Source organism: Luteimonas viscosa (genome assembly GCF_008244685.1).
GTDB classification, from domain to species: Bacteria; Pseudomonadota; Gammaproteobacteria; order Xanthomonadales; family Xanthomonadaceae; genus Luteimonas; species Luteimonas viscosa.
Map to the genome: position 1 here is coordinate 57,641 of NZ_VTFT01000002.1, position 25,406 is coordinate 83,046.

General features: G+C 70.3%; 19 protein-coding genes. 11 read left to right on the forward strand and 8 right to left on the reverse strand.

What is annotated here, in order from left to right:
* Window positions 1-24: 24 nt before the first annotated feature.
* Entirely contained in the window at window positions 25-1,104 is a 1,080-nt protein-coding gene (locus FZO89_RS15010; protein ID WP_149104256.1) for a glycerophosphodiester phosphodiesterase family protein, read from the reverse strand.
* Between the two features lie 131 nt (window positions 1,105-1,235).
* Here FZO89_RS15010 and radA point away from each other — a divergent pair, with 131 nt between their 5' ends.
* Window positions 1,236-2,612 carry a DNA repair protein RadA gene (gene radA, locus FZO89_RS15015; RefSeq protein WP_149104257.1) on the forward strand — a complete coding sequence of 459 codons (1,377 nt, stop codon included), beginning with the start codon at window positions 1,236-1,238 and terminating at the stop codon, window positions 2,610-2,612.
* Entirely contained in the window at window positions 2,609-3,190 is a 582-nt protein-coding gene (locus FZO89_RS15020; protein WP_149104258.1) for a hypothetical protein, read from the forward strand. The genes radA and FZO89_RS15020 overlap by 4 nt, the downstream gene beginning before the upstream one ends.
* A gap of 59 nt (window positions 3,191-3,249) precedes the next feature.
* Here FZO89_RS15020 and FZO89_RS15025 read toward each other — a convergent pair whose 3' ends face one another.
* Window positions 3,250-4,410 (reverse strand): PLP-dependent cysteine synthase family protein, encoded by a 1,161-nt coding sequence (locus tag FZO89_RS15025; protein WP_149104259.1) that lies wholly within the window; start codon window positions 4,408-4,410, stop codon window positions 3,250-3,252.
* 207 nt (window positions 4,411-4,617) lie between these two features.
* On the opposite strand from FZO89_RS15025, the gene FZO89_RS15030 reads away from it, so the two are divergent.
* Window positions 4,618-5,241, forward strand: coding sequence for a hypothetical protein (locus tag FZO89_RS15030; RefSeq protein WP_149104260.1), 624 nt, complete (start codon window positions 4,618-4,620; stop codon window positions 5,239-5,241).
* 24 nt (window positions 5,242-5,265) lie between these two features.
* On the opposite strand, the gene FZO89_RS15035 is transcribed toward FZO89_RS15030, so the two are convergent.
* Complete coding sequence (locus FZO89_RS15035) at window positions 5,266-6,054, reverse strand: cytochrome C assembly family protein (RefSeq protein ID WP_149104261.1); 789 nt, start codon at window positions 6,052-6,054, stop codon at window positions 5,266-5,268.
* Between the two features lie 141 nt (window positions 6,055-6,195).
* Between FZO89_RS15035 and ffh the strand changes: the two genes are divergently transcribed.
* The 7 genes from ffh to FZO89_RS15070 all read left to right on the forward strand — a co-directional run bounded on the left by ffh (window position 6,196) and on the right by FZO89_RS15070 (window position 11,813).
* Complete coding sequence (gene ffh / locus FZO89_RS15040; RefSeq protein ID WP_149104262.1) at window positions 6,196-7,566, forward strand: signal recognition particle protein; 1,371 nt, start codon at window positions 6,196-6,198, stop codon at window positions 7,564-7,566.
* Window positions 7,567-7,777: 211 nt separating this feature from the next.
* Window positions 7,778-8,584: an aminotransferase class IV family protein gene (locus FZO89_RS15045; RefSeq protein WP_149104263.1), complete on the forward strand. Its 807-nt coding sequence runs from the start codon at window positions 7,778-7,780 to the stop codon at window positions 8,582-8,584.
* Between the two features lie 90 nt (window positions 8,585-8,674).
* Window positions 8,675-8,935, forward strand: coding sequence for a 30S ribosomal protein S16 (gene rpsP / locus FZO89_RS15050; RefSeq protein WP_149104264.1), 261 nt, complete (start codon window positions 8,675-8,677; stop codon window positions 8,933-8,935).
* Window positions 8,936-8,970: 35 nt separating this feature from the next.
* Window positions 8,971-9,483, forward strand: coding sequence for a ribosome maturation factor RimM (gene rimM / locus FZO89_RS15055; RefSeq protein ID WP_425480473.1), 513 nt, complete (start codon window positions 8,971-8,973; stop codon window positions 9,481-9,483).
* Window positions 9,484-9,576: 93 nt separating this feature from the next.
* Window positions 9,577-10,326, forward strand: a complete 750-nt coding sequence (gene trmD, locus FZO89_RS15060; RefSeq protein WP_149104266.1) for a tRNA (guanosine(37)-N1)-methyltransferase TrmD — start codon at window positions 9,577-9,579, stop codon at window positions 10,324-10,326.
* 420 nt (window positions 10,327-10,746) lie between these two features.
* Window positions 10,747-11,169: a 50S ribosomal protein L19 gene (gene rplS / locus FZO89_RS15065; protein ID WP_149104267.1), complete on the forward strand. Its 423-nt coding sequence runs from the start codon at window positions 10,747-10,749 to the stop codon at window positions 11,167-11,169.
* Window positions 11,170-11,405: 236 nt separating this feature from the next.
* The gene (locus FZO89_RS15070; RefSeq protein ID WP_149104268.1) at window positions 11,406-11,813 is read left to right on the forward strand and encodes an RNA-binding S4 domain-containing protein; all 408 of its coding nucleotides are present in this window, start codon (window positions 11,406-11,408) and stop codon (window positions 11,811-11,813) included.
* Between the two features lie 66 nt (window positions 11,814-11,879).
* Here FZO89_RS15070 and katG read toward each other — a convergent pair whose 3' ends face one another.
* The 5 genes from katG to mutS form a co-directional block, all read right to left on the reverse strand.
* Window positions 11,880-14,135, reverse strand: coding sequence for a catalase/peroxidase HPI (gene katG / locus FZO89_RS15075; RefSeq protein WP_149104269.1), 2,256 nt, complete (start codon window positions 14,133-14,135; stop codon window positions 11,880-11,882).
* A 166-nt stretch (window positions 14,136-14,301) separates the two neighbouring features.
* Complete coding sequence (locus tag FZO89_RS15080; RefSeq protein WP_425480484.1) at window positions 14,302-15,435, reverse strand: BaiN/RdsA family NAD(P)/FAD-dependent oxidoreductase; 1,134 nt, start codon at window positions 15,433-15,435, stop codon at window positions 14,302-14,304.
* A gap of 169 nt (window positions 15,436-15,604) precedes the next feature.
* Complete coding sequence (locus tag FZO89_RS15085) at window positions 15,605-16,240, reverse strand: DUF937 domain-containing protein (RefSeq protein ID WP_149104271.1); 636 nt, start codon at window positions 16,238-16,240, stop codon at window positions 15,605-15,607.
* A gap of 59 nt (window positions 16,241-16,299) precedes the next feature.
* A complete protein-coding gene (locus FZO89_RS15090) occupies window positions 16,300-19,599 on the reverse strand; it encodes an AAA family ATPase (RefSeq protein ID WP_149104272.1) in 3,300 nt (1,099 codons plus the stop codon).
* A gap of 50 nt (window positions 19,600-19,649) precedes the next feature.
* Complete coding sequence (gene mutS / locus FZO89_RS15095) at window positions 19,650-22,205, reverse strand: DNA mismatch repair protein MutS (protein ID WP_149104634.1); 2,556 nt, start codon at window positions 22,203-22,205, stop codon at window positions 19,650-19,652.
* 427 nt (window positions 22,206-22,632) lie between these two features.
* Here mutS and FZO89_RS15100 point away from each other — a divergent pair, with 427 nt between their 5' ends.
* Entirely contained in the window at window positions 22,633-25,293 is a 2,661-nt protein-coding gene (locus FZO89_RS15100; protein ID WP_262378731.1) for a TonB-dependent receptor, read from the forward strand.
* Window positions 25,294-25,406: the final 113 nt, after the last annotated feature.

The window sequence follows — 25,406 nt, forward strand, 5'->3', positions numbered from 1 at the left end:
GGACCGCCGGCGACCCGCCGCGGCTCAAGGCGGGTCGATCGCGCGCCGGGCCACGGCAGGGTCATCGGCGAACAGGCCATCGATGCCGGCGGCCACGTGTTCGCGGATCTGGCGGATGGAACCGGCCTCGTTGCGCGCACCGGGATCGCCGGCGCGATGGCCGGGGGGCAGGAACCTGTTCTCGGGGCGGTAGGTCCATGGCATCACCCGCAGGCCGGCCGCATGGGCATCGTCTACCAGGGTGCTGCGCGGGCGCTCCCCGGACACGCCGAGCGAGCGCAGGGAAGGGCCGATGATGTCCGCATAGGTGGCGACCTCGCGCAGTCCCGCCGGCGTCTGCATCTCGGCGTAGTGGCCGCCACGCTTTTTTCCGGCCGGTCCGGCGGGGACGTGCAGCATGAGCTGCAGCAGCCGGATGTTCGGCCGGCTGCCGATGCGTTCGCGCAGGTAGCGCAGGTTGCCGCTCTCGAACGACTGGATGATCACCGGTGCGCGCCGCGTGTAGGCGTGCGCGTCGAGCACCGCCAGCAGCCGGTCCTCCATCGCCAGCCCGATCGAGGCGAAATGGGACGGGTGCTTGGTTTCCGGCACCAGCGCGATGTCGCGGCCGAGCCGCGCGGAAGCCTCGTCCGCAAGTGCGATGACCTCTTCGAGCGTGGCGACCGGGTAGTGGCCGTCATGCGCGGTCGAGCGCAAGCCGGGCAATCGCTCGCGGGCGCGCAGGGTCTTCAGTTCGGCGAGGGTGAAGTCTTCGGTGAACCAGCCTTCCACCCATTCGCCGTCGATCCGCCTGCGGGTCCGGCGCGCGGCGAAATCCGGGTGCGTGGCGACGTCGGTGGTGCCGCCGATCTCGTTCTCGTGGCGGGCTACCAGGACGCCGTCCCGGGTCATCACCAGGTCGGGCTCGATCGCATCGGCGCCGTCGTCGATCGCCCGCCGATACGCTGCCAGCGTGTGTTCGGGCAACAACGCGCTGGCGCCGCGGTGGGCGATGAGCAGCGGACGGGTGGCGGGCGTCATCGCTGGCGGCGCAGGACCGGAAGGCGGCGGAGCGGCACCCGCCGAGGCGGCCAGCAGCAGGATCGGCAGCAGGATGATATGCATCGGGCGGGTTGGCGGGGTTGGCCGGACATCGCGCGATTGTAGGGGCCGCACGTGACAGCCCGCCGGATCCCGTCTCGTCACCCGCGACGGCGAGCGGATAGAGTAGCCGCTGGCCGAAACACCCCCGGATCATGGCGAAGACCCGCACGGCGTACGTCTGCAGCGATTGCGGCGCCGATTTCAGCAAGTGGCAGGGACAGTGCGGTGCCTGCGGCGCCTGGGACACGCTGTCGGAAATCGTGCTGGAGACGGCGGCCGCGGCGAAGTCGCCGGCGGCGCGGCGCGGCGGCTGGGCCGGCAAGGTCGATCCGCCGAAGGTCACCGCGCTGCGCGACGTGCAGCAGGGCGAGGACGTGCGCGTGTCGACCGGCATCGGCGAATTCGACCGCGTGCTCGGTGGCGGACTGGTGCAGGGCGCGGTGGTGCTGGTGGGCGGCGATCCGGGCATCGGCAAGTCGACCCTGCTGCTGCAGGCGGTGGCGTCGATGGCGGCGAGCCTGCCGGGGCTGTACGTCACCGGCGAGGAATCGCTGGCGCAGGTGGCGGGGCGCGCAGCGCGCCTCGGCCTGCCGCTGGAGGGCCTGAACGCGCTGGCCGAAACCGGGATCGAGCGCATCCTCGAACAGGCCGCGCAACTGCGCCCGCGGATCATCGTCGCCGATTCGGTGCAGACGCTGTGGACCGATTCGCTGACCGCCGCGCCGGGCTCGGTGAGCCAGGTACGCGAAAGTGCGGCGCGGCTGGTGCGCTACGCCAAGGAGACCGGGACCGCGGTGTTCCTGGTGGGCCACGTCACCAAGGAAGGCGGCATCGCCGGCCCGCGCGTGCTCGAACACATGGTCGATGCGGTGCTGTATTTCGAGGGCGATTCGGGCAGCCGCTTCCGCGTGTTGCGGGCGTTCAAGAACCGCTTCGGCGCAGTCAACGAACTGGGCGTGTTCGCGATGGGCGATCGTGGCCTGAAGGAAGTGCCGAATCCGTCGGCGATCTTCCTCTCGGGCGGCACCACGCCGCAGCCGGGCAGTTGCGTGATGGTCACGCGCGAGGGCACGCGCCCGCTGCTGGTGGAAGTGCAGGCGCTGGTGGATGCCTCGCCGCTGTCGAATCCGCGACGGGTCGCGGTGGGCCTGGAGGGCAATCGCCTGGCGATGTTGCTGGCGGTGCTGCACCGGCACGGCGGCGTGGTGACCGGCGACCAGGACGTGTTCGTCAATGTGGTCGGCGGCATCCGCGTGCAGGAAACCGCGGCCGACCTGCCGGTGCTGCTGTCGGTGCTGTCGTCGCTGCGCGACGTGCCGCTGCCGGAGAAGACGGTGGCGTTCGGCGAGGTGGGTCTGGCGGGCGAGATCCGCCCGGTCCCCAACGGCGAGGAACGGCTGAAGGAAGCGGCGACGCACGGCTTCCGTCGCGCGATCGTGCCCAAGGCGAACGCGCCGAAGGCGGGCAGTTACAAGGGCATGGAGGTGGTGGCGGTCGAGCGCCTGGCGGACGCGCTGGAACAGGCGTGAGTCGCGGACCGGCCGAGGATCCGCGCTGGCGTTTCGCGCGCGCGCTGTCCGTGGCGTTGCATCCGTTCGCGGTCCTGGGCGCGCTCGTGCTGCTGATGGCCTTGCGGCTGGATCCGGCCGGGTTGCCGCGCACCGCGATCGGGATCGGCGTGGCCATCGCCATCGTCTGGACCTTCGTGCTGCAGCGCCGCCGTGCAGGGCACTGGCAGACGGTCGACGCCTCGCGCCCGCACGAACGACCACTGTTGTACCTGCTGGCGCTGGTCGTGGCCGGCATCTTCTGGGGGTGGACGGGCGGACACGCGTCGCCGACGTCGACCGGGGTGCTCGCGGCGATGGCGATGCTGTGCGTGGCCGCCGTGGCCAACCGCCGGATCAAGCTGTCGTTGCACATGGCGAGCCTGGCGTTCGCGGGGGTGCTGCTGGCGACCTGGCCGCTCGCCGCTGGCGGCGTGCTCGCGCTGCTGCCGCTGCTTGGCTGGGCACGCTTGCGGATGGCGCGGCATACCCTGCCGGAAGTCGCAGGCGGTGCGCTGCTGGGGTTGGGATTCGGCGCTTTGCCGATGGTGCTCCGCTAGCGCCGCGCGGCTGGCGCCCCGGCGCTTTCGTCCTGGGGTTTCTGGTCCGCGGGCAGCCGCTATCGATCGGGTACGCCGTCGACGTGCCGCGATACCGGTTCCAGGTCCGGCAGCGCGTCCTCGCCGTCGGCGGCGAGCGCGATGATGCGGTCGGCATTCGCGACGTCGATGCCCTGCGCGGCGTACCACTCCGGGTCGTAGTAGCTGTGGGCGTAGCGCTCGCCGCCGTCGCAGAGGATGGTGACGATCGAGCCCTGCTCGCCGCGCGCACGCATCGCCTGCGCGAGCCGCAGCACGCCGACGAAGTTGGTGCCGGTCGAGCCGCCGACGCGCCGCCCCAGGCGCGCATTGACATGGCGCATCGCCGCGAGGCTGAGTGCGTCGGGCACCCTGACCATGGCATCGACGCAGCCGGGGATGAAGCTGCGTTCGATGGTGGGACGACCGATGCCTTCGATGCGCGACCCGGGCACCGTGGCCTCCGGCGGCGTCCGGCCCTGCGACAGCGCGGCATAGTGCGCATGGAAGGCCGAGTATTCCGGATCGACGCACAACACGCGCGTGGCCAGGCCGCGGTAGCGCGCATAGCGGCCGATGGTGGCACTGGTGCCGCCGGTGCCCGCGCTGCACACGATCCACGCCGGCACCGGATGCGGCTCCTGCTCCATCTGCCGGAAGATCGATTCGGCGATGTTGTTGTTGGCGCGCCAGTCGGTGGCGCGCTCGGCGTAGGTGAACTGGTCCATGAAATGGCCGCCGGTGCCGCGCGCAAGCCGCTCCGACTCGGCCGCGATGTCGCAGGCGTTGCGGACCAGGTGGCAGCGGCCCCCATGGAACTCGATCGCGGCGATCTTTTCCGGCGAGGTTGAGGCCGGCATCACCGCGACGAACGGCAGGCCCAGCAGCCGCGCGAAGTACGCCTCCGACACCGCGGTCGAGCCGCTGGAGGCCTCCACCACGGTGCTGCCCGCATGCAGCCAGCCGTTGGCCAGCGCGTACAGGAACAGCGAGCGTGCCAGCCGGTGCTTGAGGCTGCCGGTGGGATGGCTCGATTCGTCCTTGAAATAGATGTCGATGCCGGGGAATCCCGGCAGCGCCAGCGGGATCAGGTGGGTATCGGCGGAGCGGTTGAAATCCGCCTCGATCCGGCGGATCGCCGCGGCCGTCCAGGCGTGCTGGCGGGCGCAGGCGATGCGGCTGGCGTCGTCGTGGAAGGGCATGGGCTGCGGGGCGAAGCGGGCGGATCCGGCATTCTCGCCGATCCGGGGGATCCTCCGCTCGCGCGCCTCCGGGTCGCCGGGGGCGGCGCGGGTACGTCCGGCCCTGCCGCAACCCGGTCGTGCACCCGAGCGACCCCGGCGTCGCGAAAGTTGTCGTCGGCCGCCGGGCGCGGCACACTGCACCCGCACTGCAAAAGGAGATTGCACATGTCGAAGGGAATCGCGCGCGTCGTGCATGCATGCTCGTGGCTGCTGGTCGCCCTGGTCCTGGCCGGGTCCCCGTTGGCCGCCCGTGGGCCGGACCCGATCGAGCGCCTCTCGGTGCCCGGTCCGCTGCACCTGGATGGTCAGCAGTACCACTTCGCGTGGAGCAGCCACCCGACCCCTGACTTCTACAAGCAGGAATACCTGCCGGCCGGACAGACGCTCGAACGCTACCGGCAGATGCTGGTGCTCGACCTGCTGACCATCGAAGCGACTCCGGCCCAGCTCGCGACGGCGAAGATCGGGGAACTGGGTGCGCGCAAGCAGACCGATCCGCTGGTCAACCACGATCTCGTCCTCAAGCAGGACGGTTCCGCCGCGCTGCTGGATTTCGTGCTGTCGGCAAGGGACGCGCAGGGCAACCTGGTCGTGGAATGGAACGCCTACCGCTACCAGGCCATGCCGGAGGGCGTGCTGCTGTTCGGCATCAGCCGGCGCGCCTACGGCGACGAGGACGCGCGCCGCTTCCTGGGCGAGGAACTCAAGCAGAACCGCTCGCGCTGGATCGACGAGATCGCCGGGCTCGCGATGCCCGCGGTCGCCCTCCAGCCGCGCGCGCGGCCCTGACGGCCGGCAGGCGCGTCGCCGGCCTCAGCCGCGCCGCAGCACCAGCTCGTAGACGAACTTGCTGCCGAAGAAGGCCAGCACCAGCAGTGCCATCGCGGTCAGCGTCCAGCGCACCGCCTTCGTCCCGCGCCAGCCGTAGCGCCAGCGACCGAACAGCAGGGCGCCGAACACCAGCCACGACATCAGGCTGAGCACGGTCTTGTGCGACAACCGCTGGGCGAAGAAGTCCTCGACGAACAGCGCCCCCGTCAGCAGGGTCGCGGTCAGCAGGACGAAGCCCACCGCGATCGTGCGGAACAGCAGCGTCTCGAGTTCGGTCAACGGTGGCAGGACCCGCACCCAGCCGCGGAACTCGTGGCGGCGCAGCGCTCGTTCCTGCAGCCAGAGCATGATCGCGAGCAGTGCCGCGATCGCCAGCGTCGCGTAGGCCAGCAGCGCCAGCCAGGCGTGCAGTTCCAGCCGCCAGTCCAGGTCCCGGGCCACGTGGTTGCCCGCGAACGCATAGCCGGTCAGGGCCGCGGCCGCGATCGGGTAGACCAGCACGCCGAGCGCGCCGAGCCGGCCGGTGGCGGCGTAGGCGCTGGTCAGCGTCGCCATGCCGAGGCCCACCAGGGACAGCGCGGCGAAGAAGTGCAGGTCGAGCCCGCCCCCGTGGCGCCAGCGCAGGTAATGGAACAGGCCGTGCAGCGCCACCGCGCTCACCGCGGTCAGCAGCCAGAAGCCGGCGCCGGCGCCGCCGTCGGCCAGCAGGCGGCGCATGACCAGCCAGGCGGCCAGCAGGTACAGCGCCGCGGCAATGAGAACGATTGACATCGGGAAAGTGTCGCACACGGTCGCATGCGCGGCGCGCCTGTCCGTCCCCGGCCGGACGCAAACGTGCGCCGCTGTCGGCCGCAGCGGGACGGGGCAGGCGGCCCGTTATAATCGTGGGCCGCTCCGTACGGTGTTTTCCCCATGTTCGAATCGCTCACCCAGCGCCTGTCCGGCACCATCGAGCGCCTGCGCGGGCGCGGGCGGCTGACCGAGGAGAACATCCGCGAGGCCACGCGCGAGGTGCGCATCGCCCTGCTCGAGGCCGACGTCGCGCTGCCGGTGGTGCAGGCGCTGGTGGAGCGGATCAAGGTGCGCGCGGTCGGGCAGGAAGTGATCCGCTCGCTGACCCCCGGACAGGCCCTGATCAAGGTCGTCCGCGACGAACTGACCGCGGTGATGGGCGCGCAGGCGAGCGAGCTGAACCTCAACGTGCCTGCGCCGGCGGTGATCCTGATGGCCGGCCTGCAGGGCGCGGGCAAGACCACCACCGTCGGCAAGCTGGCCAAGCTGCTCAAGGACAAGCGCAAGAAGAAAGTGATGGTGGTCAGCGCCGACGTCTACCGGCCTGCCGCGATCGAGCAGCTCAGGACGCTTTCGCAGCAGGTGGGCGTGCTGTTCTTCCCCTCCGATGCGGGGCAGAAGCCGGAAGACATCGTGCGTGCCGCGATCGCAGATGCGCGCAAGTCGTTCGCCGACGTGCTGATCGTCGACACCGCCGGCCGCCTCGCCGTCGACGAGGCGATGATGGCCGAGATCAAGGCGCTGCATGCCGCCGTGAACCCGGTCGAGACGCTGTTCGTGGTCGACTCGATGACCGGCCAGGACGCGGCCAACACCGCGAAGGCCTTCGGCGAGGCGCTGCCGCTCACCGGCGTGGTGCTGACCAAGACCGACGGCGATGCCCGCGGCGGCGCGGCGCTCTCGGTGCGCTACATCACCGGCAAGCCGATCAAGTTCATCGGCACCAGCGAGAAGTCCGACGGCCTGGACGTGTTCCACCCCGACCGCGTCGCCAGCCGCATCCTCGACATGGGCGACGTGCTGTCGCTGGTCGAGCAGGTCGAACAGCAGGTCGACAAGGACAAGGCGCAGAAGCTGGCCGAGAAGGTCGCCAAGGGCAAGAAGTTCGACCTCAACGACATGCGCGACCAGCTCGAGCAGATGCAGAGCATGGGCGGCATCGGCAGCCTAATGGAGAAGCTGCCGGGCCTGGGCCAGGTGCCGGACCACCTCAAGCAGCAGGTTTCGCAGGGCAGGGAGGTGCCGCGCATGATCGCCATCATCAATTCGATGACCAAGAAGGAACGGCGCAACCCGGCCCTGCTCAACGGCTCGCGCCGCGCGCGCATCGCCGCCGGTTCCGGCATGCACCCGTCGGACGTCAACAAGCTGATGAAGCAGTACCAGCAGATGGAAAAGATGATGGGCAAGATGGCCCGCGGCGGCATGAAGGGCATGATGCGCGGCCTGCAGGGCATGATGGGCGGGATGGGCCGGATGCCGTTCCGCTGATCACATCCGGAGGGCGTTTCGCGTGTCCCGGCTTGTCCGAATATCGTCCGGGCTCGAGATGTCATCCGGGCTCGAGATGTCATCCGGGCGCGAGATGTCATCCCGAGCGCAGCGAGGGACCTTGCCTCATGGCCATCGGAAACAGGATCCCTCGCCGGGCTCGGGATGGCAGCTTCGGGGCTCGCGCCGGCGATACGCTCTGGAGTGACCCGTGACCCGAGCCTTTTTTAACGGCCAGCCCGCCGCCGCCGCCGAACTGCAGCCCCTGGCATTGGCCAACTACGGCCACTTCACCTCGATGCAGGTGCGCGCACGCGCGGTACGCGGCCTCGACCTGCACCTGCAGCGGTTGAAGGCGGGAACGCGCGAACTGTTCGACTCCCCGCTCGAGGAGGCACGCATCCGCATCGCCATCCTCGCCGCGCTCGATGCCGACGGCGTGGACGATGCCAGCGTGCGGGTCACCGTGTTCTCGCGCGCCTTCGACTACACCCGGCCGGACGCCGTCGTGCCGGTCGACGTGCTGGTCTCGCTCACGGCGCCGCGCGAGGCCGATCCGAAGCCGGCCTGGGTGAAGACCTACCCGTTCCAGCGCCCGCTGCCGCAGCTCAAGCACGTCGGCACCTTCCCCCTGTTCCAGTCGCGGCGGCAGGCGCGGCGCGACGGCTTCGACGACGCGCTGTTCGTCGACCCGAAGGGCCGGATCAGCGAGGGCTCGGTCTGGAACATCGGATTCTGGGACGGCACGCAGGTCATCTGGCCGCAGGCGGAGGCCCTGCGCGGCACCGAGGAGCGGCTGCTGCAGCTGGGGCTGGCGGAGATCGGCGTGACGCAGCGCCACACGCCGGTGGAAGCGCGCGCCCTGGGCGGCCTGCGGGCCGCCTTCGCGGCCAACGCCACCGGCATCTGGCCGATCGCGGGGATCGACGATCTCGCGCTGCGGCCCGATCCGGCGCTGATGGAGCGACTTGCCGCCGCCCGGGCGACGCAACCATGGCAGCCCCTGGGCCCGGGCTAGGGCGGGGTGGGTTTCGCGCCCCCGATCAATGGCTTACAATATCCGGCTTACCTCGCCATCCTGGCGACTGGGCAATACCGGGAACGCACCATGGTCAAGATCCGCCTCACCCGCGGCGGCGCGAAGAAGCGCCCCTTCTACCACATCATCGTCACCGACTCGCGCAGCGCGCGCGACGGCCGCAACATCGAGCGTGTGGGTTACTACAACCCGGTCGCGCAGGGTGCCGAGCAGCGCATCGTGCTGGACACCGCGCGCGTCGACCATTGGGTTTCGCAGGGCGCGCAGCTGACCGACAAGGTCCGCAACCTGTACCGCGAAGCCGCCAAGGCCGCCGCCCCGGCCGCCTGAGGCCCGGCTGCGCGATCCGCGTGGCCGGCGACACCGTGAACGCACCGACGCGCCGTATCCTCATGGGCAGGATCCACGGCGCGTTCGGCGTGCGTGGAGAACTCAAGCTCGAATCCTTCAGCGACCCACCCGAAGCGATCTTCCGCTACCGCCCCTGGATCCTGCGCGACGCCGACGGCGGCGAGCGTGAGCTCGAAGGCGGGCACGGGCGCAGCACCGCCAAGGGCATCGTCATGCGGCTGCCGGGGGTCGAGGACCGCGACGCCGCCGAGGCGATGCGAGGCAGCGAGATCCTCGTTCCGCGCGCGGCGCTGCCGCCGCCGAAGCCGGGCGAATACTACTGGGTCGACCTCGAAGGCCTGCGCGTGGTGAACACCGAAGGCGTCGATTTCGGCAGGGTGTCGCACCTGTTCTCCACCGGCGCCAACGACGTGCTGGTCGCGCGTGGCGAACGCGAGCGGATGATCCCGTTCGTCGAGCCGGACTACATCGTGTCGGTGGATTTCGACACCGGCGTGGTCATGGTCGACTGGGATGCGGACTTCTGAGACCGTGATTGGTGATTGGTGATTTGAAGTAGCGAAGAGCATAGGCTCCTGCTCTTTCGAATCACCAATCACGAATTACCAATTCCCGCCTCAATGCGCATCGACATTATCAGCCTGTTCCCCGAGTTCGTCGCCCAGTGCGCCGGCTTCGGCGTGGTCGGGCGCGCGCAGGAGCGCGGGCTGCTGGCGCTCCGGGGCTGGAATCCGCGCGACTACGCTCAGGGCAACTACCGCCGGGTCGACGACCGCCCGTTCGGCGGCGGGCCGGGCATGGTTATGCTGGTCGATCCTTTGCGCGCCGCGATCCGCGCCGCCCGCGGCGCCGATCCGACGCCGGCCAAGGTGATCTACCTCAGCCCCCAGGGGCGCCCGCTGACCCAGGCGATCGTGCGCGAACTGGCGACCCGGGAGCGGATGATCCTGCTCTGCGGCCGCTACGAAGGCGTGGACGAGCGCCTGATCGCCTCCGAGGTCGACGAGGAACTGTCGATCGGCGACTACGTGCTGTCCGGCGGCGAGCTGGCCGCGGCCGTGGTGGTGGATGCCGTCGCCCGCCTCCAGGAGGGAGCGCTGAACGATGCCGAGTCGGCAGCCCAGGACAGCTTCGAGGCCGACGGACTCCTCGACTGCCCGCACTACACCCGACCGGTGGAACATGAGACCGGCATGGTCCCCGAGGTGCTGCTGTCGGGCAACCATGCCGAGATCGCCCGCTGGCGCCGCCGACAGGCGCTGCTGCGCACGCGCGAGCGGCGCCCGGACCTGCTGGCCGCCGCCGGTCTGAGTGCGGAAGAGGTGCGGTGGCTCGATGCGCAGGACTGGGTCGGGGACGAGGCGGGCTGACTCCGGGAGCTGATCCATCGTCCCTTTTCCCGCAGGGGGCGGCAGTGCCAGGTGGGCAGGGGTTGGCGAGTCCCTGCGAGGGGAGCCGTGCCGGAGTCGCGGGCGCGGGACATGGCTTGCGAGCCCCGGGTGCGCTTCGCTTACCCGGGCTACGGGATGGGTGGCCGCACGGGGGTGAGGAGTCGGTGGACGGGGTAGCGGCGCCGACCGCGAGGGACGATGGTCTCCGGCCGGGTCCGTCGGGACGGCGTGGGGCGTACGGGGTCAGGGGAGGGCGCGTGGCACCGGCCCCATGGCCCGCGATCGATCTTCCGGCTATAATGCGCGGCTGACCTGCCCTGAGCAGGGCACATGCCGAGAGCGTGCGTCCACGTGCACCACGCCTACAACGACTCCAACAGGCTCCGCCGAGATACCGCCATGACCACCAAGCCGTCCCTGAACACCCTGCTGCAGCAGTTCGAGAGCGAACAGGTGCAGCGCAAGCTTCCCGACTTCGGCCCGGGCGACACCATCGTCGTCAACGTCAAGGTCAAGGAAGGCAACCGCGAGCGCATCCAGGCCTACGAGGGCGTGGTCATCGGCAAGAAGAACGCCGGCCTGAACTCCTCGTTCACCGTGCGCAAGATTTCGCACGGCTACGGCGTCGAGCGCGTGTTCCAGACCCACAGCGCCACCATCGATTCGGTCGACGTGAAGCGCCGCGGCGCGGTGCGCGCCGGCAAGCTGTACTACCTGCGTGGCCTGGAAGGCAAGAAGGCGCGCATCAAGGAAGACCTGTCCGCGCACGCCAAGGCCAAGGCCGCTGCGGCCGTGGCTGCGGCTGCCGAAGCCACCGAGTAGGCCGCGCCCGGCGCTGTTCCGCGACGGCCGCCGCAGGGCGGCCGTTTGCGTTTGTGGGACGCCGGGTTCGCGCGTCGATGCAGGGACGCGCAGGCGGCCATCGGCCAAACCGTCTTCGGGGGCGGTCGTATCCGGCTTCGACCGGACTCCCGGCATGGTGGCGTGGCCCGGCTGCTTCCGTGGTGTCCGCGCGGTGCGGCCGGCGCCCCGCATGCCGGCCGCTACAATCGATGGCGATGACATCCGCGCACGATCCCGCACCGCGTATCCGGCTCGACATCTGGCTGTGGGCCGCGCGCTTCTATCGGACCCGCGCGCTGGCCCGGCAGGCAGTGGACACCGGCAAGGTCGAGGTCGATGGTCAACGCGCCAAGCCCGCGCGCCCGGTGCGGGTTGGCGACACCATGCGGATCGAGCGCTCCGGCGAGATCTTCGAGATCCAGGTGCGCGACGTGTCGGACGTCCGCGGGCCGGCGACGGTGGCGCAGGGCCTCTACCTCGAGTCGGAAGCCTCGCGCACGCGGCGCGAGGCGGCGCGCGAGCTTGCCCGCGCCGGGCGCAACGGCTACCGCCCGCCGGAAACGAAGCCCGACAAGCGCGCCCGCCGCCTGATCCGCGCGCTGGGCGATATCGACGCGAGCTAGGCGGGACTGCGGAAAGGAAGACGCCGGCGTCCGGCCGGCGTCCTCCTGTTCGACGAAGCGAGCGCCTCAGGCGAGGTCGAAGCGATCCAGTTCCATGACCCGGGTCCAGGCGGCGACGAAATCGTCGACGAGCTTCCGCTTGCCGTCTTCGCTGGCGTAGACCTCGGCCAGGGCGCGCAGCACGGAATTGGAACCGAACACCAGGTCCACCCGGGTGCCGGTCCACTTCTTGTCGCCGCTGCGGCGGTCGCGCCCCTCGAACAGGTCGGCCGCTTTCGACGTCGCCTGCCACTGCGTACCCATGTCGAGCAGGTTGCGGAAGAAGTCGTTGCTCAGCGTGCCGGGCCGGTCGGTGAACACGCCGTGCGCGGCGCCGTCGTGGCTCACGCCGAGCACGCGCAGGCCGCCGACCAGCGCGGTCATTTCCGGCGCGGTCAGGGTCAGCAGCTGGGCGCGGTCCACGAGCATGTGCTCTGCCGGCACCGCCGAGGCGCCCTTGCTGTAGTTGCGGAAGCCGTCGGCGAACGGCTCCATCACCGCGAACGATTCGACATCGGTCTGGTCCTGGCGCGCGTCGGTGCGCCCCGGGCGGAACGGCACGGCGACCTCGAAGCCCGCGGCCTTCGCCGCCTGTTCGACGCCGACGCCGCCGGCGAGCACGATCAGGTCGGCCAGCGAGATCTTCGTGCCGCCTTCCGCGTCCAGATTGAACTCCATCTGGATGCGCTCGAGTGCCTTGAGCACCTTCGCCAACTGCGCGGGCTGGTTGACCTCCCAGTCCTTCTGCGGCGCCAGGCGGATGCGCGCGCCGTTGGCGCCGCCGCGCTTGTCGCCGCCGCGGAAGGTCGACGCCGAGGCCCACGCGGTCGAGACCAGTTCGGCGACGGACAGCCCGGAGCCCGCGATCTTCCGCTTCAACGCATCGATGCCGGCCGCGTCCACCAGCGGGTGGTCGACAGCGGGCACCGGGTCCTGCCAGACCAGTTCCTCCTTCGGCACTTCCGGGCCGAGGTAGCGCGAGCGCGGGCCCATGTCTCGGTGGGTGAGCTTGAACCAGGCGCGGGCGAACGCTTCCGCGAACGCCTGCGGGTTCTCGAGGAAGCGCCGGGAAATCGGTCCGTAGACCGGATCGAAGCGCAGCGACAGATCGGTGGTGAGCATGCGCGGTCGATGCTTCTTCGACGGATCGTGCGCGTCGGGAATGTCGTCCGGTGCGTCCTTGGCCACCCACTGGTGGGCGCCCGCGGGCGATTTCTCCAGTTCCCATTCGAATCCGAACAGGTTCTCGAAGAACTTGTTGCTCCACAGCGCCGGGGTCTGGGTCCAGGTGACCTCCAGGCCCGAGGTGATGGTGTCGCCGCCCTTTCCGGTCCCGTAGCGGTTGTGCCAGCCCAGGCCCTGCGCGTCGACGTCCGTGGCTTCCGGTTCGGGGCCGACGTTGTCGGCCGGGCCGGCGCCGTGGGTCTTGCCGAAGCTGTGGCCACCGGCGATCAGCGCGACGGTTTCCTCGTCGTCCATGGCCATGCGGCCGAAGGTGTCGCGGATGTCCTTCGCGGCGAGCAGCGGATCGGGATTGCCGTCCGGGCCCTCGGGGTTGACGTAGATCAGACCCATCTGCACCGCGGCCAGAGGATTCTCGAGCCGGCGCGTATGCACGTCGCCGTCGGCGTCGTCGTCGGACACCAGCACGCCTTCGTCGGCCGGTTTTTCCACACCCTCGGAGCCATGCGCATAGCGCACGTCGCCGCCGAGCCAGGTGGTCTCGCGGCCCCAGTACACGTCGAGGTCCGGTTCCCAGGTGTCCTCCCGGCCCGCGCCGAAACCGAAGGTGCGGAAACCCATCGTCTCCAGGGCGACGTTGCCGGTGAGGATCAGCAGGTCGGCCCAGGAAATGGCCTGTCCGTACTTCTGCTTGATCGGCCACAGCAGCCGACGCGCCTTGTCGAGGCTGACGTTGTCGGGCCAGCTGTTGAGCGGGGCGAAGCGCTGCTGACCGCGCCCGCCGCCGCCGCGGCCGTCGCCGATCCGGTAGGTGCCGGCGCTGTGCCAGGCCATGCGGATGAACAGGCCGCCGTAGTGTCCGAAGTCCGCCGGCCACCAGTCCTGCGAATCGGTCATCAGCGCGCGCAGGTCCTTCTTCAACGCGTGGTAGTCGAGCCTGCTGAACGCGTCCGCGTAATCGAAGTCTTCACCCAGGGGATTGGAGCGGTTCGAATGCTGGTTCAGCAGGTCGAGACGCAGTTGCTGGGGCCACCAGTCACGGTTGCTGGTGCCGCCTCCGGCGGTGGCGTGACGGATCGGGCACTTGGCTTCGCTGGACATCGCTGGAGCGCTCCCTCGGTTGGTGATGCGGGACGAACCCCCACCCTACGCCCCCGCGATGAATAGATGAAATCGAATTAAGCAAAGGCATGCATAGCCACTGACTATCGACGCCTGCTTCTGATGCATCGCATCGATCAGCCGGCGCATCCGACCCGCGGCAGGCTCAGGCCACAAGTCCCGCTGCGTGGCCCGATGCCCAGGCCCACTGGAAGTTGTAGCCGCCGAGCCAGCCGGTGACATCGACCACTTCGCCGATGAAGTACAGGCCGGGGACGTGCCTGGACATCATGGTGCTGGAGGACAGGCCGGCGGTGTCGACGCCACCCAGCGTCACTTCGGCCGTGCGGTAGCCCTCGGTGCCGCTGGCCACCAGCGGCCAGGCGCCGAGCAGGTCGGCGACCTGCCGCAATTGCGTCGGCGTGTACTGGCGCATCGGGCGACTCGGCAACCAGGCCTCGCACAGGCGCTGCGCGAAGCGGCGCGGCAGCACGTCCCCCAGTACCGTGCGCAGCTCGGCGGCGGGGCGATCGCGTTGCTGTGCGCCCAGCCAGCCGGGAAGGTCGTGGCCGGGCAGCAGGTCGAGCCGCAATTCGTCGCCCGGCTGCCAGAACGAGGAGATCTGCAGGATCGCCGGGCCGCTGACCCCGCGGTGGGTGAGCAGCAGTGAATTGCGGAAGCTCGCGCCGTTGCAACGGGCCTCGACCTCGAACGCGACGCCCGAAAGGTCCTGCAAACGGTCGAGGTGCTTGCCGCTCAAGGTCAGCGGCACCAGGCCCGCGCGCGTCGGCAGCAGCGCATGGCCGAACTTGCGCGCGAGCTCATAGCCGAACCCGGTCGCGCCCATGCTCGGGATCGAGAGGCCGCCGGTGGCGACCACCAGGGATTCGCATTCGATCGTGCCCAAGCGGGTATGCAGGCGGAACCGGCCCTCGTCGGGGCGTTCGATCGCGTCGATGCTGCAGTGGGTACGCACGTCGGCGCCGACGGCCGCCGCTTCCTCGAGCAGCATGCGCACGATCTGCTTCGACGAGTCGTTGCAGAACAGCTGGCCCAGTTCCTTCTCGTGCCAGGCGATGCGGTGGCGTTCGACCATCGCGATGAAGTCCGCCGGCGTGTAGCGGGCGAGCGCGGACTTGCAGAAATGGGGATTGGCCGAGAGGAAATTCTCCGGCGTGGTGCCGGTATTGGTGAAATTGCAGCGCCCGCCGCCGGACATCAGGATCTTCTTGCCGACCTTGTTGGCGTGGTCCAGCACCAGCACGCGCCGCCCGCGCCCGCCTGCGGTGATCGCGCACATCAGTCCCGCGGCGCCGGCGCCGAGGACGACGACGTCCGCATCCGACGGGGGCGGGAGATCAGGCGTCACACCCGCCCCCTTGCGAACGGGCGTGTCGCACGTAAGCACCGGACGCGAACACGGCGGGCCGTGCCCGCCGTGTGCGTTGCGGAACCGGAACGCGGCTCGGTCAGCGCTTGCCTCCCAGCAGCCCGCCGCCGATCCTGAGCAGATCGCCAAGGCCGAGCTGTCCGTCGCCATCCTGGTCGAGCACCGCACCGAGCAGGCCGCCGCCCACTCCACCCTGCTGGCGCACCTGCTGCTGTTCCTGGCCGAGGATCGAGCCGAGCAGCTGCGCGCTGGGGTCGCTCTCCGCCAGGGTACCCGCGCCCTTGTTCTGGAACATCTGCCGTGCGAGGAATGCGAGCACGATCGGCGCGAGGATCTTCATCAGCTGCCCGGCCTTGTCGCCGCCCAGCCCGGTGGCCTGGCCGAGGCCGGCCTCGGCGCGCGGCTGTTGCCCGCCAAAGACATGGTCGAGGATGCCTGCGCCGTTGGTCTGGCGCGACTGCGCACCGCCGAGCACCGCGCCGAGCAGGCCGCCGAGATCGCCGGCGCCGGCGAAATCCTTCTGCAGCGCGCCGAACAGCGCCTCCGCTCCCTGCGGCTGGCTGGCGTTGCGCCCGAGCGCGCCGAGCAGCAGGGGAAGGGCCGCGCTGATCGCGCCCGCGGTCTGCGCCTGGCCGACGCCGAGCTGGCTGGAGATCTGCTGCAACGGCGCGCCGCTGAGCTGCTCGAACAACTGGTCGGTCAATGAACTTGCCATGATCTGTCCCCTCGGGGGATGGGCGGTCGGCACGGACGACTACTGTAGCGCCACGGGCCCTAGTGAATGAGGTCGAAGTCGCCGGCGAGCACGCGATCGAGCCGGCCGCTGCGCCAGCCGCGCCGGGTGTCGCGCACCAGCGGAGCGGGTTCGCCGCGATAGCGGCGGCAGATCGGTGGCGCCGCCGGGGCCGACGACGGCGCCGGTGCCGGGTCCGCGCCGCCGGGGCCGGCCGGCGTCACCGCGACCTGGATCGACAGGCGCTCGGTCGCGCCGCGCTCGTCGTCGATCTCCAGCACGTGCAGGCCGGCTTCGGCTGCGAGCAGGTGGAACGCGCCGAACCCGGAGACCGAAAGCCGCGCCCGGCAACGCTGCGGGTCCTGCTCCAGGACCTCGACCTGCATGCCGCGCCGCTCGCCCCAGGCCAGGTACATGCCCAGCAGGCGCTGCCACCATGTCCGGACGTCCGCGGCATGACGCGAGAGCTCCGCATCGCCGGCGCTCAGGACCAGCTCGGCATCCTGCGGGCGTCCCTGTACGAGGTCATCGATCGCGATCTCGAGCAGGAACAGCAACTGGGCCAGCCGGGCCGGGAGCGTGCGGTCGGCACCACGTCGCAGCCGATCGAGCATGCGTGCCGCGCCTGCGAGCGCGCTTTCGATGCGGTCGCGGCGCTCGATGCGGTCGAGGATCGGGAACCGGCCGGGGTCGGTCCAGAAGCCGGCATCGTTCATCGCGCCGAAATCCGCGTCGCGCGCTTCGTTCCAGCTGCCGTCCTCGACGCGTGCGGACAGCGCGAGCAGGTGCGGCTCCAGCGTGGCGGCGGGGAGCGCGGCATCCTGGGCCGCATCCACCAGCGCGCGCAGGTCGGATGCCGCCGCGGCCGTTGCCACTCCGGCGGCCGGCGCATCCGGATCGATGAACTCCACGTCCAGCCGGTCGCCGGCGCCGCGCACGAACAGGAACTGTCCGCCTTCCGGAGCGCGATGTTCGACGATGCTGCGCGCCAGTGGCGCCAGCAGGTGGTCCTCGATCGCGCGGCGCAGGGGACGTGCGCCGAGGTCGGGAGTGAAACCGCGGTCGAGCAGGAACTCGACTGCCGAAGGTTCCCACTCCACCGCCCAGTCGCGGCTGCGCAGGCCGCGGCGCTCGAGCGCGCGCGCCAGCTCCTTGTGCAGGATGCCGCGCATCGCAGCGCGGTCGAGCGGGCGGAACAGCACCACCCGGTCGAGCCGGTTGAGGAATTCGCGGCGGAAGGTCTCGTACAGGGCCTTTTCCACCGTGCCGCGCGAGTAGCCGCCGGCACTGGCGGTGAACCCGGGACCTGCGCCGCGGGCGATGGTCGAGCCGACGTTGCTGGTGAGGATGATGATGCTGTGGCGGAAATCGGCGGTGTTGCCGTGCTGGTCGCTGAGCCGGCCGTCGTCGAATACCTGCAGGAACAGGTCCCACACGTTGGGATGCGCCTTCTCGAACTCGTCGAGCAGCACCACCGAGAACGGCTGCTCGCGGATCCGCGACACCAGCGAGCGCGCGCCGTCGTCGCCGCGGCCGCCTGCGATCAGCCGGTGGGCCGAATCGGGCGACTGGAACTCGCTCATGTCCAGCCGCAGCAGCCGCTCGTCGCTGCCGAACAGCAGCTCACCCAGGGTCTTGGCCAGTTCGGTCTTGCCGGTACCGGTGGGGCCGGCGAACAGGAACACCCCGATCGGACGGCGGCTGTCGGTCAGGCCGGCCTTGAGCATCGCGATGCGGTCGACCAGGCACTCGACTGCCTCGTCCTGGCCCACGACGCGCCTGCGGAAGACGTCGCGCAGTCCGTCGAGCGAAAGTCGCTGGCGCTGGTCGATCACTTCCATCGGCAGGCCGCTGCGCTGGCCGACGGCGAGCAGCAGCGTGTTGCCGTCGATCGGCAGGGCGGGCGGCTGCTGCTGGCGTGCGAGCGCAAGCGCGTCGTCGAGCAGCCGCAGGCTGCGACCGGGTTCGTGCTGGTCGGGAAAGTACTGGGCGGCGACGCGCAAGGCCTCTGCCAGCGTGCCGGCCTCGATCGCGTCCTGCCCGCAGCTCGCGCGCGCGGCCTGCGCCCACTGCCCGGCGATGTCCGCGAGCGCGGCCTCGCTGGCGGGCGCCATCGGCTGGACGTCGAACAGCCGCGCCACCGCCGGCCGGGAGAGCAGCAGGCGCGCCTGCTGCTGCGGCGTCAGTTCGCCGATCAGCAGCAGCTCGCCGCGTTCGACCGCGGGCAACACCAGGTCGAGGATGCCCCGCGGGTCGTTGGAATGGCTGCCCTTGTGCAGCAGGTCGAAGAAGTCCGGCACGCGCCACAGCGCGCGCTGGCGCTGCAGCACTGCGAGCATCTCGCGCAGCCGCCCTTCGAGCTCTCCGATGTATTTCTGCCCGGCCAGCACGTCGGCGGCGGACGCTTCGAACACCAGCCAGCCCTCGTCGTGCAGGCGCGTGCACAGCAGGTCGAGCAGGACGGACTTGCCGATGCCCGGCTCGCCGACCAGCAGTTGCGGTCGAGGCGACGGGCCGGTGAGCCGTTCGTGCAGTTCGTCGATCGCATCGCGCAGCGCGTCGTGCCAGAACCGGGGCGCCGGAGCCGCGCGCGCATCGAGCCGGCCGATGCCGCCGAGCACGCGCCGCTCGCGCAGCCCGGCCAGCGCCGCCGCGACCGCATCGATCGATGGCTGCAGGACCGGTTCGCGGAAGCGCCCGAGCGTGGTGCTGATCTCCTCCAGGCGCGACTCTTCGGCATCCGCAGGCGCGGTGGGCGTCGCGTCGCCCGCCGGCAGCGCGGACACCCGGCGCAGGTAGCGGCGGATATCCTCGCGGATGCCGCCGTAGTCCCACCACCATTCGCGCGCGGCCATCGCGACCTCGGGCAGGGTGCCCGCATCCGGCAGCGTCTGCAGGTAGTCGAGCACGAAGTGCAGGGCGTAGGCGCCCAGCTGCGGGATGGTCGCGGCGACCGCGTGCGGGTCGATATCCTCGCGCCGGCGCAGGGCGGCGCCGGCCAACGAGGGCAGTACGTAACCCTGGCTGGTGAGGCATTCGAGCACGCGCGAAGCGCCGAAGGCCGGCCCTGCGAGCAATGCCACGCCCTCCTCGAATCCCGGCTGTTGCAGCAGGTCGGCAGGGCGCTGGATGGCGTCGTCGTTCGCTTCGATCGCCTGCTTGAGCGCCTGCAGCCGGTCTTCGGCCGCGACGTCCGTGGGGGCCGGGTCGGCGGCCACCGCCCCGCCGGGCGCGGCCTCCGCCGCGCGCGTGGGAGCGGCCATGCGACGCGCGCGTCGCGACCACACGGACATGGCCAGCGCCCCGGCGACCACGCCGGCGGCGAAGAGCAGAAACTCCATGGATGCTCCCTGCCTGGCCCGGCCGCAAGTCTAGACGAGGCCGGCGCGACTCACGACAGCGCCTTGAGCCGGTACAACGCCTCCAGCGCCTGTTTCGGCGTGAGCTCGTCCGGATCGAGCGAGGCCAGCGCCTCGAGCGCCGCCGAGGACGGCACGAACAGGCCGAACTGCTGCGGCTGTCCGATGCGCTCGGCCGACATCGGCGCCGGCGCCGGCGCGTCGTGGCTGCGCCGTTCGAGTTCGGCCAGGCGTGCGCGCGCGTCGCGGATCACGGCCCGGGGCAGGCCGGCGAGCGCGGCCACCTGCAGGCCGAAGCTGCGGTTGGCCGGGCCGTCCTTCACCGCGTGCATGAACACCAGGGTGTCGTTGCCCTGGCCGTCGTGGTGTTCCACCGCGTCCAGATGCACGTTGGCGATGCCGCTGCCGGGTTCGGCGAGCGCGGTCAGTTCGAAGTAGTGCGTGGCGAACAGGGTGTAGCTGCGGTTGTGCATCGCCAGGTGGCGCGCGCAGCCCTCGGCCAGCGCCAGGCCGTCGTAGGTCGAGGTGCCGCGTCCGATCTCGTCCATCAGCACCAGCGAGCAGTCCGTCGCATGGTGCAGGATGTAGCTGGTCTCGGCCATTTCGACCATGAAGGTCGATTGCCCCTTCGCCAGGTCGTCGCCCGCGCCGATGCGGGTGAGGATGCGGTCGATCGGGCCGATCGCGGCGCTCGCCGCCGGCACGAAGCTGCCGATGTGCGCGAGCAGCACGATCAGCGCGTTCTGGCGCATGTAGGTGCTCTTGCCGCCCATGTTCGGGCCGGTGATCACCAGCATCCGGCGCGCGTCGTCGAACACCAGGTCGTTGGGTTCGAACGGTTCGTCGCGCACCGCCTCCACCACCGGGTGGCGGCCGCGTTCGATGCGGATGCCGGGTTCGCTGGACAGCTCCGGACGCGACCAGTCCAGCACCTGCGCGCGTTCGGCGAAGGCCGCGAGCACGTCGAGCTCGCTGAGGGCGGCGGCGCAGCGCCGCAACGGCTCGAGGCGTTCGCCGAGCGCGTCGAGCAGGTGTTCGTACAGCAGCCGCTCGCGCGCCAGGGCGCGTTCGCGCGCGGACAGCACCTTGTCCTCGAACTGCTTGAGTTCCTCGGTGATGTAGCGCTCGGCGCCGGTCAGCGTCTGCCGCCGGGTGTAGTGCGCGGGCGCCTTCGACGACTGGCCCTTGCTGATCTCGATGAAGTAGCCGTGGACGCGGTTGTAGCCGACCTTGAGCGTGGCGATGCCGGTGGCCTGCCTCTCGCGCGCCTCGAGCTCGACCAGGAAACCGTCGGCGTTGCTGCTGAGCTGGCGCAGTTCGTCGAGTTCGCCGTCGTGGCCGTCGGCGAAGACGCCGCCGTCGCGCGCCAGCACCGGCGGCTGCTCCACCAGCGCCTGCGCCAGCAGTGCCGCCTCGGCCGCGTGATCGCCGAGTTCGTCCGACAGCTCGCGCAGGCGCGGCGAATCCAGCGGCGCCAGCGCCTCGCGCAGTGCCGGCAGCATCGCCAGGCCATCGCGCAGGGTGGACAGGTCGCGCGGGCGCGCCGAACGCAGTGCGATGCGCGAGAGGATGCGTTCGAGGTCGCCGAGCGCGCGGAAGCGTTCGCGCAAGGCCTCGTCGCCGCGATGGTCGATCAGGGTCGCCACGGCGGCGTGGCGCTTGCGCACGGTCGCTTGCTCGCGCAGCGGCCGGTGCAGCCAGCGCCGCAGCAGGCGCCCGCCCATCGGCGACACCGTGGTGTCGAGCACGCCGAGCAGGGTGTGGCGGGTGTCGCCGTCGACGCGCGTGTCGAGTTCGAGGTGGCGGCGGGTGGCCGCGTTCATCGCGATCGCGCCGTCCCCGCTTTCCACCGCGATCGAGGCCAGGTGCGGCAGGCGCTGCTTCTGCGTCTCCTCGACGTAGCCGAGCAGGGCGCCCGCCGCCGCGATCGCCAGCGGCCGGTCCTCGATGCCGAAACCGGTCAGGTCGTGCAGGTTGAAGAACCGCAGCAGCTGGCGGCGCCCGACATCGGCATCGAACAGCCACGGTGCGCGTCGCCGCAGGCCGCTGCGCTCGCCGACGAAGCCGGGCCAGCCTTCCTCGTCGGGCAGCAGCACCTCGGCCGGCTCCAGGCGCGCGAGCTCGGCTTCCAACTGCGCGTCGCCAGCCACCTCGTTGACCAGGAACCTGCCGCCGGCGAGGTCCGCCCAGGCCAGCCCGTAGCCCGCCTTGCCGCGGGCGACGGCCAGCAGCAGCGTGTCGCGACGCTCGCTGAGCAGGGCCTCGTCGGTGACCGTGCCCGGAGTGACGATGCGGACCACCTTGCGTTCGACCAGGCCCTTGCTGGTCGCCGGGTCGCCGATCTGCTCGCAGATCGCCACCGATTCGCCCAGCGCCACCAGGCGCGCCAGGTAGCCCTCGGCCGAATGGTGGGGCACGCCGGCCATGGGGATCGGCTGGCCCCCCGAGCTGCCCCGCTGGGTCAGGGTGATGTCGAGCAGCCGCGCCGCCTTGCGCGCATCGTCGTGGAACAGCTCGTAGAAGTCGCCCATCCGGAAGAACAGCAGCACGTCGGGATGCTCTGCCTTGGCGGCGAAGTACTGCTTCATCAGCGGCGTGTGTTCGCTCGCCTTGCCCGGAGTGGCGGCGCGGTCGGGATCGGGGCGCTGCAAGAGGAGCCTCGGCAACGGGGGGACGGAAAGTGTAGGTGAAGGGCAGGGGCAGGGTGCGGCGCGGCGACCGGACGCCGCCCGGACGTGTGGCGGCTCGCGGTGCGCGCCGGCCGCCGGCAAGCTCCCTGCGCCGGGGACTTTCGGGGGCAGCGCAGGACGCCGCGCCAGCGGGCGGACGGATGTTCCGAAAGTATGTTAGGTTTTCGTTGCCATACGTCCGCGGCGGCGCCGGCCAGTCCCCCCACACAGGCCCCGCGCCCGGGCGTTGCGATGCCATCCGCATGCGGTGTCGCAATGCGATCCGTTGCACGCTCGACCGTCGATACACCAACCACTTCTTTGGTTTTTCTTGGGGGGACATACCATGGCTTCAGGCCATCCGCAGCGCAGTGTTCTCGCCATCGCCCTGTTCTCGGCGATCGTTTCCATGGCCGCACCCGTGGCTGCCCAGGACGCTGCCCCCGCCGGCGCGGAGGACGAGCCCAGGACGCTCTCCACGATGGTGGTCACCGCGCAGAAGCGCGAAGAACAGATGCAGGACGTGCCGATCTCGGTCACCGCGCTCGACGAACAGCTGCTGCGCGACAACAACGTCAGCGACATCAAGGACATGCAGATCCTGGTGCCCGGCCTGACCGTCACCAGCACCCAGAACGAGGCGATCACCACCGCCCGCATCCGCGGCATCGGCACGGTCGGCGACAACGTCGGCCTCGAGTCTTCCGTCGGCGTGGTCATCGACGGCGTGTACCGCCCGCGCAACAGCGTCGGCTTCGGCGATCTCGGCCAGCTCGAGCGCATCGAGGTGCTCAAGGGTCCGCAGGGCACCGTGTTCGGCAAGAACACCTCGGCCGGCGTCATCAACGTGGTCACCCGGCGACCCAGCTACACCCAGAGCGCCGAGGCCGAGGTCACCGTGGGCAACTACGGGGCGATGGGAGTGTCGGGCGCCTACAACGACGCCTTCAGCGACACCGCCGCCTTCAGCGTCTATGCCGCCAAGCGCAAGCGCGACGGCTGGATGGACGTCGAAACCGGCAACGGCCCGCGCACCGAGGACGAGGACTACGACCAGAATTTCCACACCGTCCGCGGCAAGCTGCTGTTCGAACCGACAGAGACGCTCGACATCCTGCTCTCGGCCGACTACACCAGCCGCGAGGAGAACTGCTGCACCGCGGTGCAGACCACCGTCGGCGGGACCGCCGCGATCCTCAACGCGCTGGCGGGCGGACAGGCCGTCGCCGCGCCCGGCGACGATCCGTTCGACCGCGTCGCCTACAGCAACCGGCCGACCGACCAGGACATCAAGGACAAGGGCGTTTCGGCAGAGATCAACTGGGACATGTCCGGCCTGGGTGGCGCCACCCTCACCTCGATCACGGCCGCGCGCGAGTGGCAGGCGATCAACGGCCTGGACTACGACTTCAGCACCGCCGACCTGATCTACCGCAACGGCACCGAGGACGAGTCGTTCACCGGCTTCGAGACCTTCAGCCAGGAATTCCGGCTGACCGGCGCGACCGACCGCCTGGACTGGATGGTCGGCATGTTCTATTCCGACGAAGACCTCACGCGCAACGAGAGCTATCGGGTCGGCTCGCACTACGAGCCCTACGTGTCCACCCTGGTGTACACGCTCGTCGGCCAGAGCCTGGCCGCGGCGGGCGTGCCGCTGGACAATCCGATGGGCATTCCGCCGGCCGCCTTCCTGTCGCAGGTGGGCGGAACGCCGTATGGCACCGGCTTCACCGGTCTCGGCGCGCTCGACCGCTACGAGCAGAACGCGAAGAGCCTGGCGCTGTTCACCAACAACACCTGGCGCGCCACCGACGCGCTCGATATCACCGTCGGCCTGCGCTACACGAGCGAGGACAAGGAGCTGTCGTCGGCCTACAGCAACCCCAACGGCAGCCTCGGCTGCACCGGCGCGCTGACCGACCAGAACCCGCTCAATCCCAACCGCTATGCGCTGCTGCGTGCCGCGCTGGCCTCGCGCAGCAGCACGTTCGCCTCGCTGCCCGCGCCGGTGCAGAACGCGGTCATGGCGTCGGCCGGCCCTCAGATCGCCGGCTACATGTGCCTGCCGTGGGCCAATGCGCTGCACAACGGGCGCAACACCTTCCAGGAGAGCGATGAAAAAGAGTGGTCGGGCACGTTGAAGGCGGCCTATCGCTGGAACGAGAACGTGATGACCTACGCCTCCGCCGCGCGCGGGTACAAGGGCGGCGGTTTCAACCTCGACCGGGTGCAGTCCGCGGACGGCGATTCGGCCAGCGGTGCCGGCATCACCCCGGTCGCCGACACCTCGTTCGGTGGCGAGTTCGTCGACAGCTACGAGCTCGGCGCCAAGACCACCTGGGCCGGCGGCTCGCTGCTGCTGAACGCGACCCTGTTCCACCAGGAGTACGAGGACTTCCAGCTCAACAGCTTCCTCGGCACCAGCTTCGTGGTCCGCTCGATCCCGGACGTCACGTCCAGCGGCATCGACGCCGAGATCCTGTGGCAGCCGCAGGCGGTCACGGGACTGATGCTGCAGGGCGGCCTGATGTACGCCGACACCACCTTCGGCGACGACATCCCCGGAGGCGACTTCGTCGAGCGCACCCCGCTCAGCACCTCCGGCGCGCTCTACAAGCTGCCCGGCGCGACCATGCCGTTCGCGCCCGAGTGGTCGGGTTCGATGGCCGTGACCTACGAGTGGGACTTCAGCAACGCCATGATCGGCCGCTTCAACATCGGCGCCAAGTACATGGGCGACTACAACACCGGTTCCGACCTCGACGTGGAGAAGGAACAGTCGTCCTACACGGTGGTCAACGCCCGCTTCGGCTTCGGCGCCAGCGACGACCGCTGGATGGTGGAACTTTGGGGCACCAACATCACCGACACCGAGTACGTGCAGGTGGGGTTCGATGCGCCGCTGCAGGGCCTGTTCCCGGATCCGGGCAATCCGCTGAACACGTTCAACGCGTTCCCCGCCGCGCCGCGGATGTACGGCGTCACGTTCCGCGTCCGCTACTGAGGCCGGCGGCGATGCCCTGGCCCGCGCATCTTCGGAGGCGCGGGCCTTTTGTCTGGATGTTCCGCGATGCGGGGAGTGGAAGTTTTCTCCGGGATGGTAGCGGCCCCGACCGG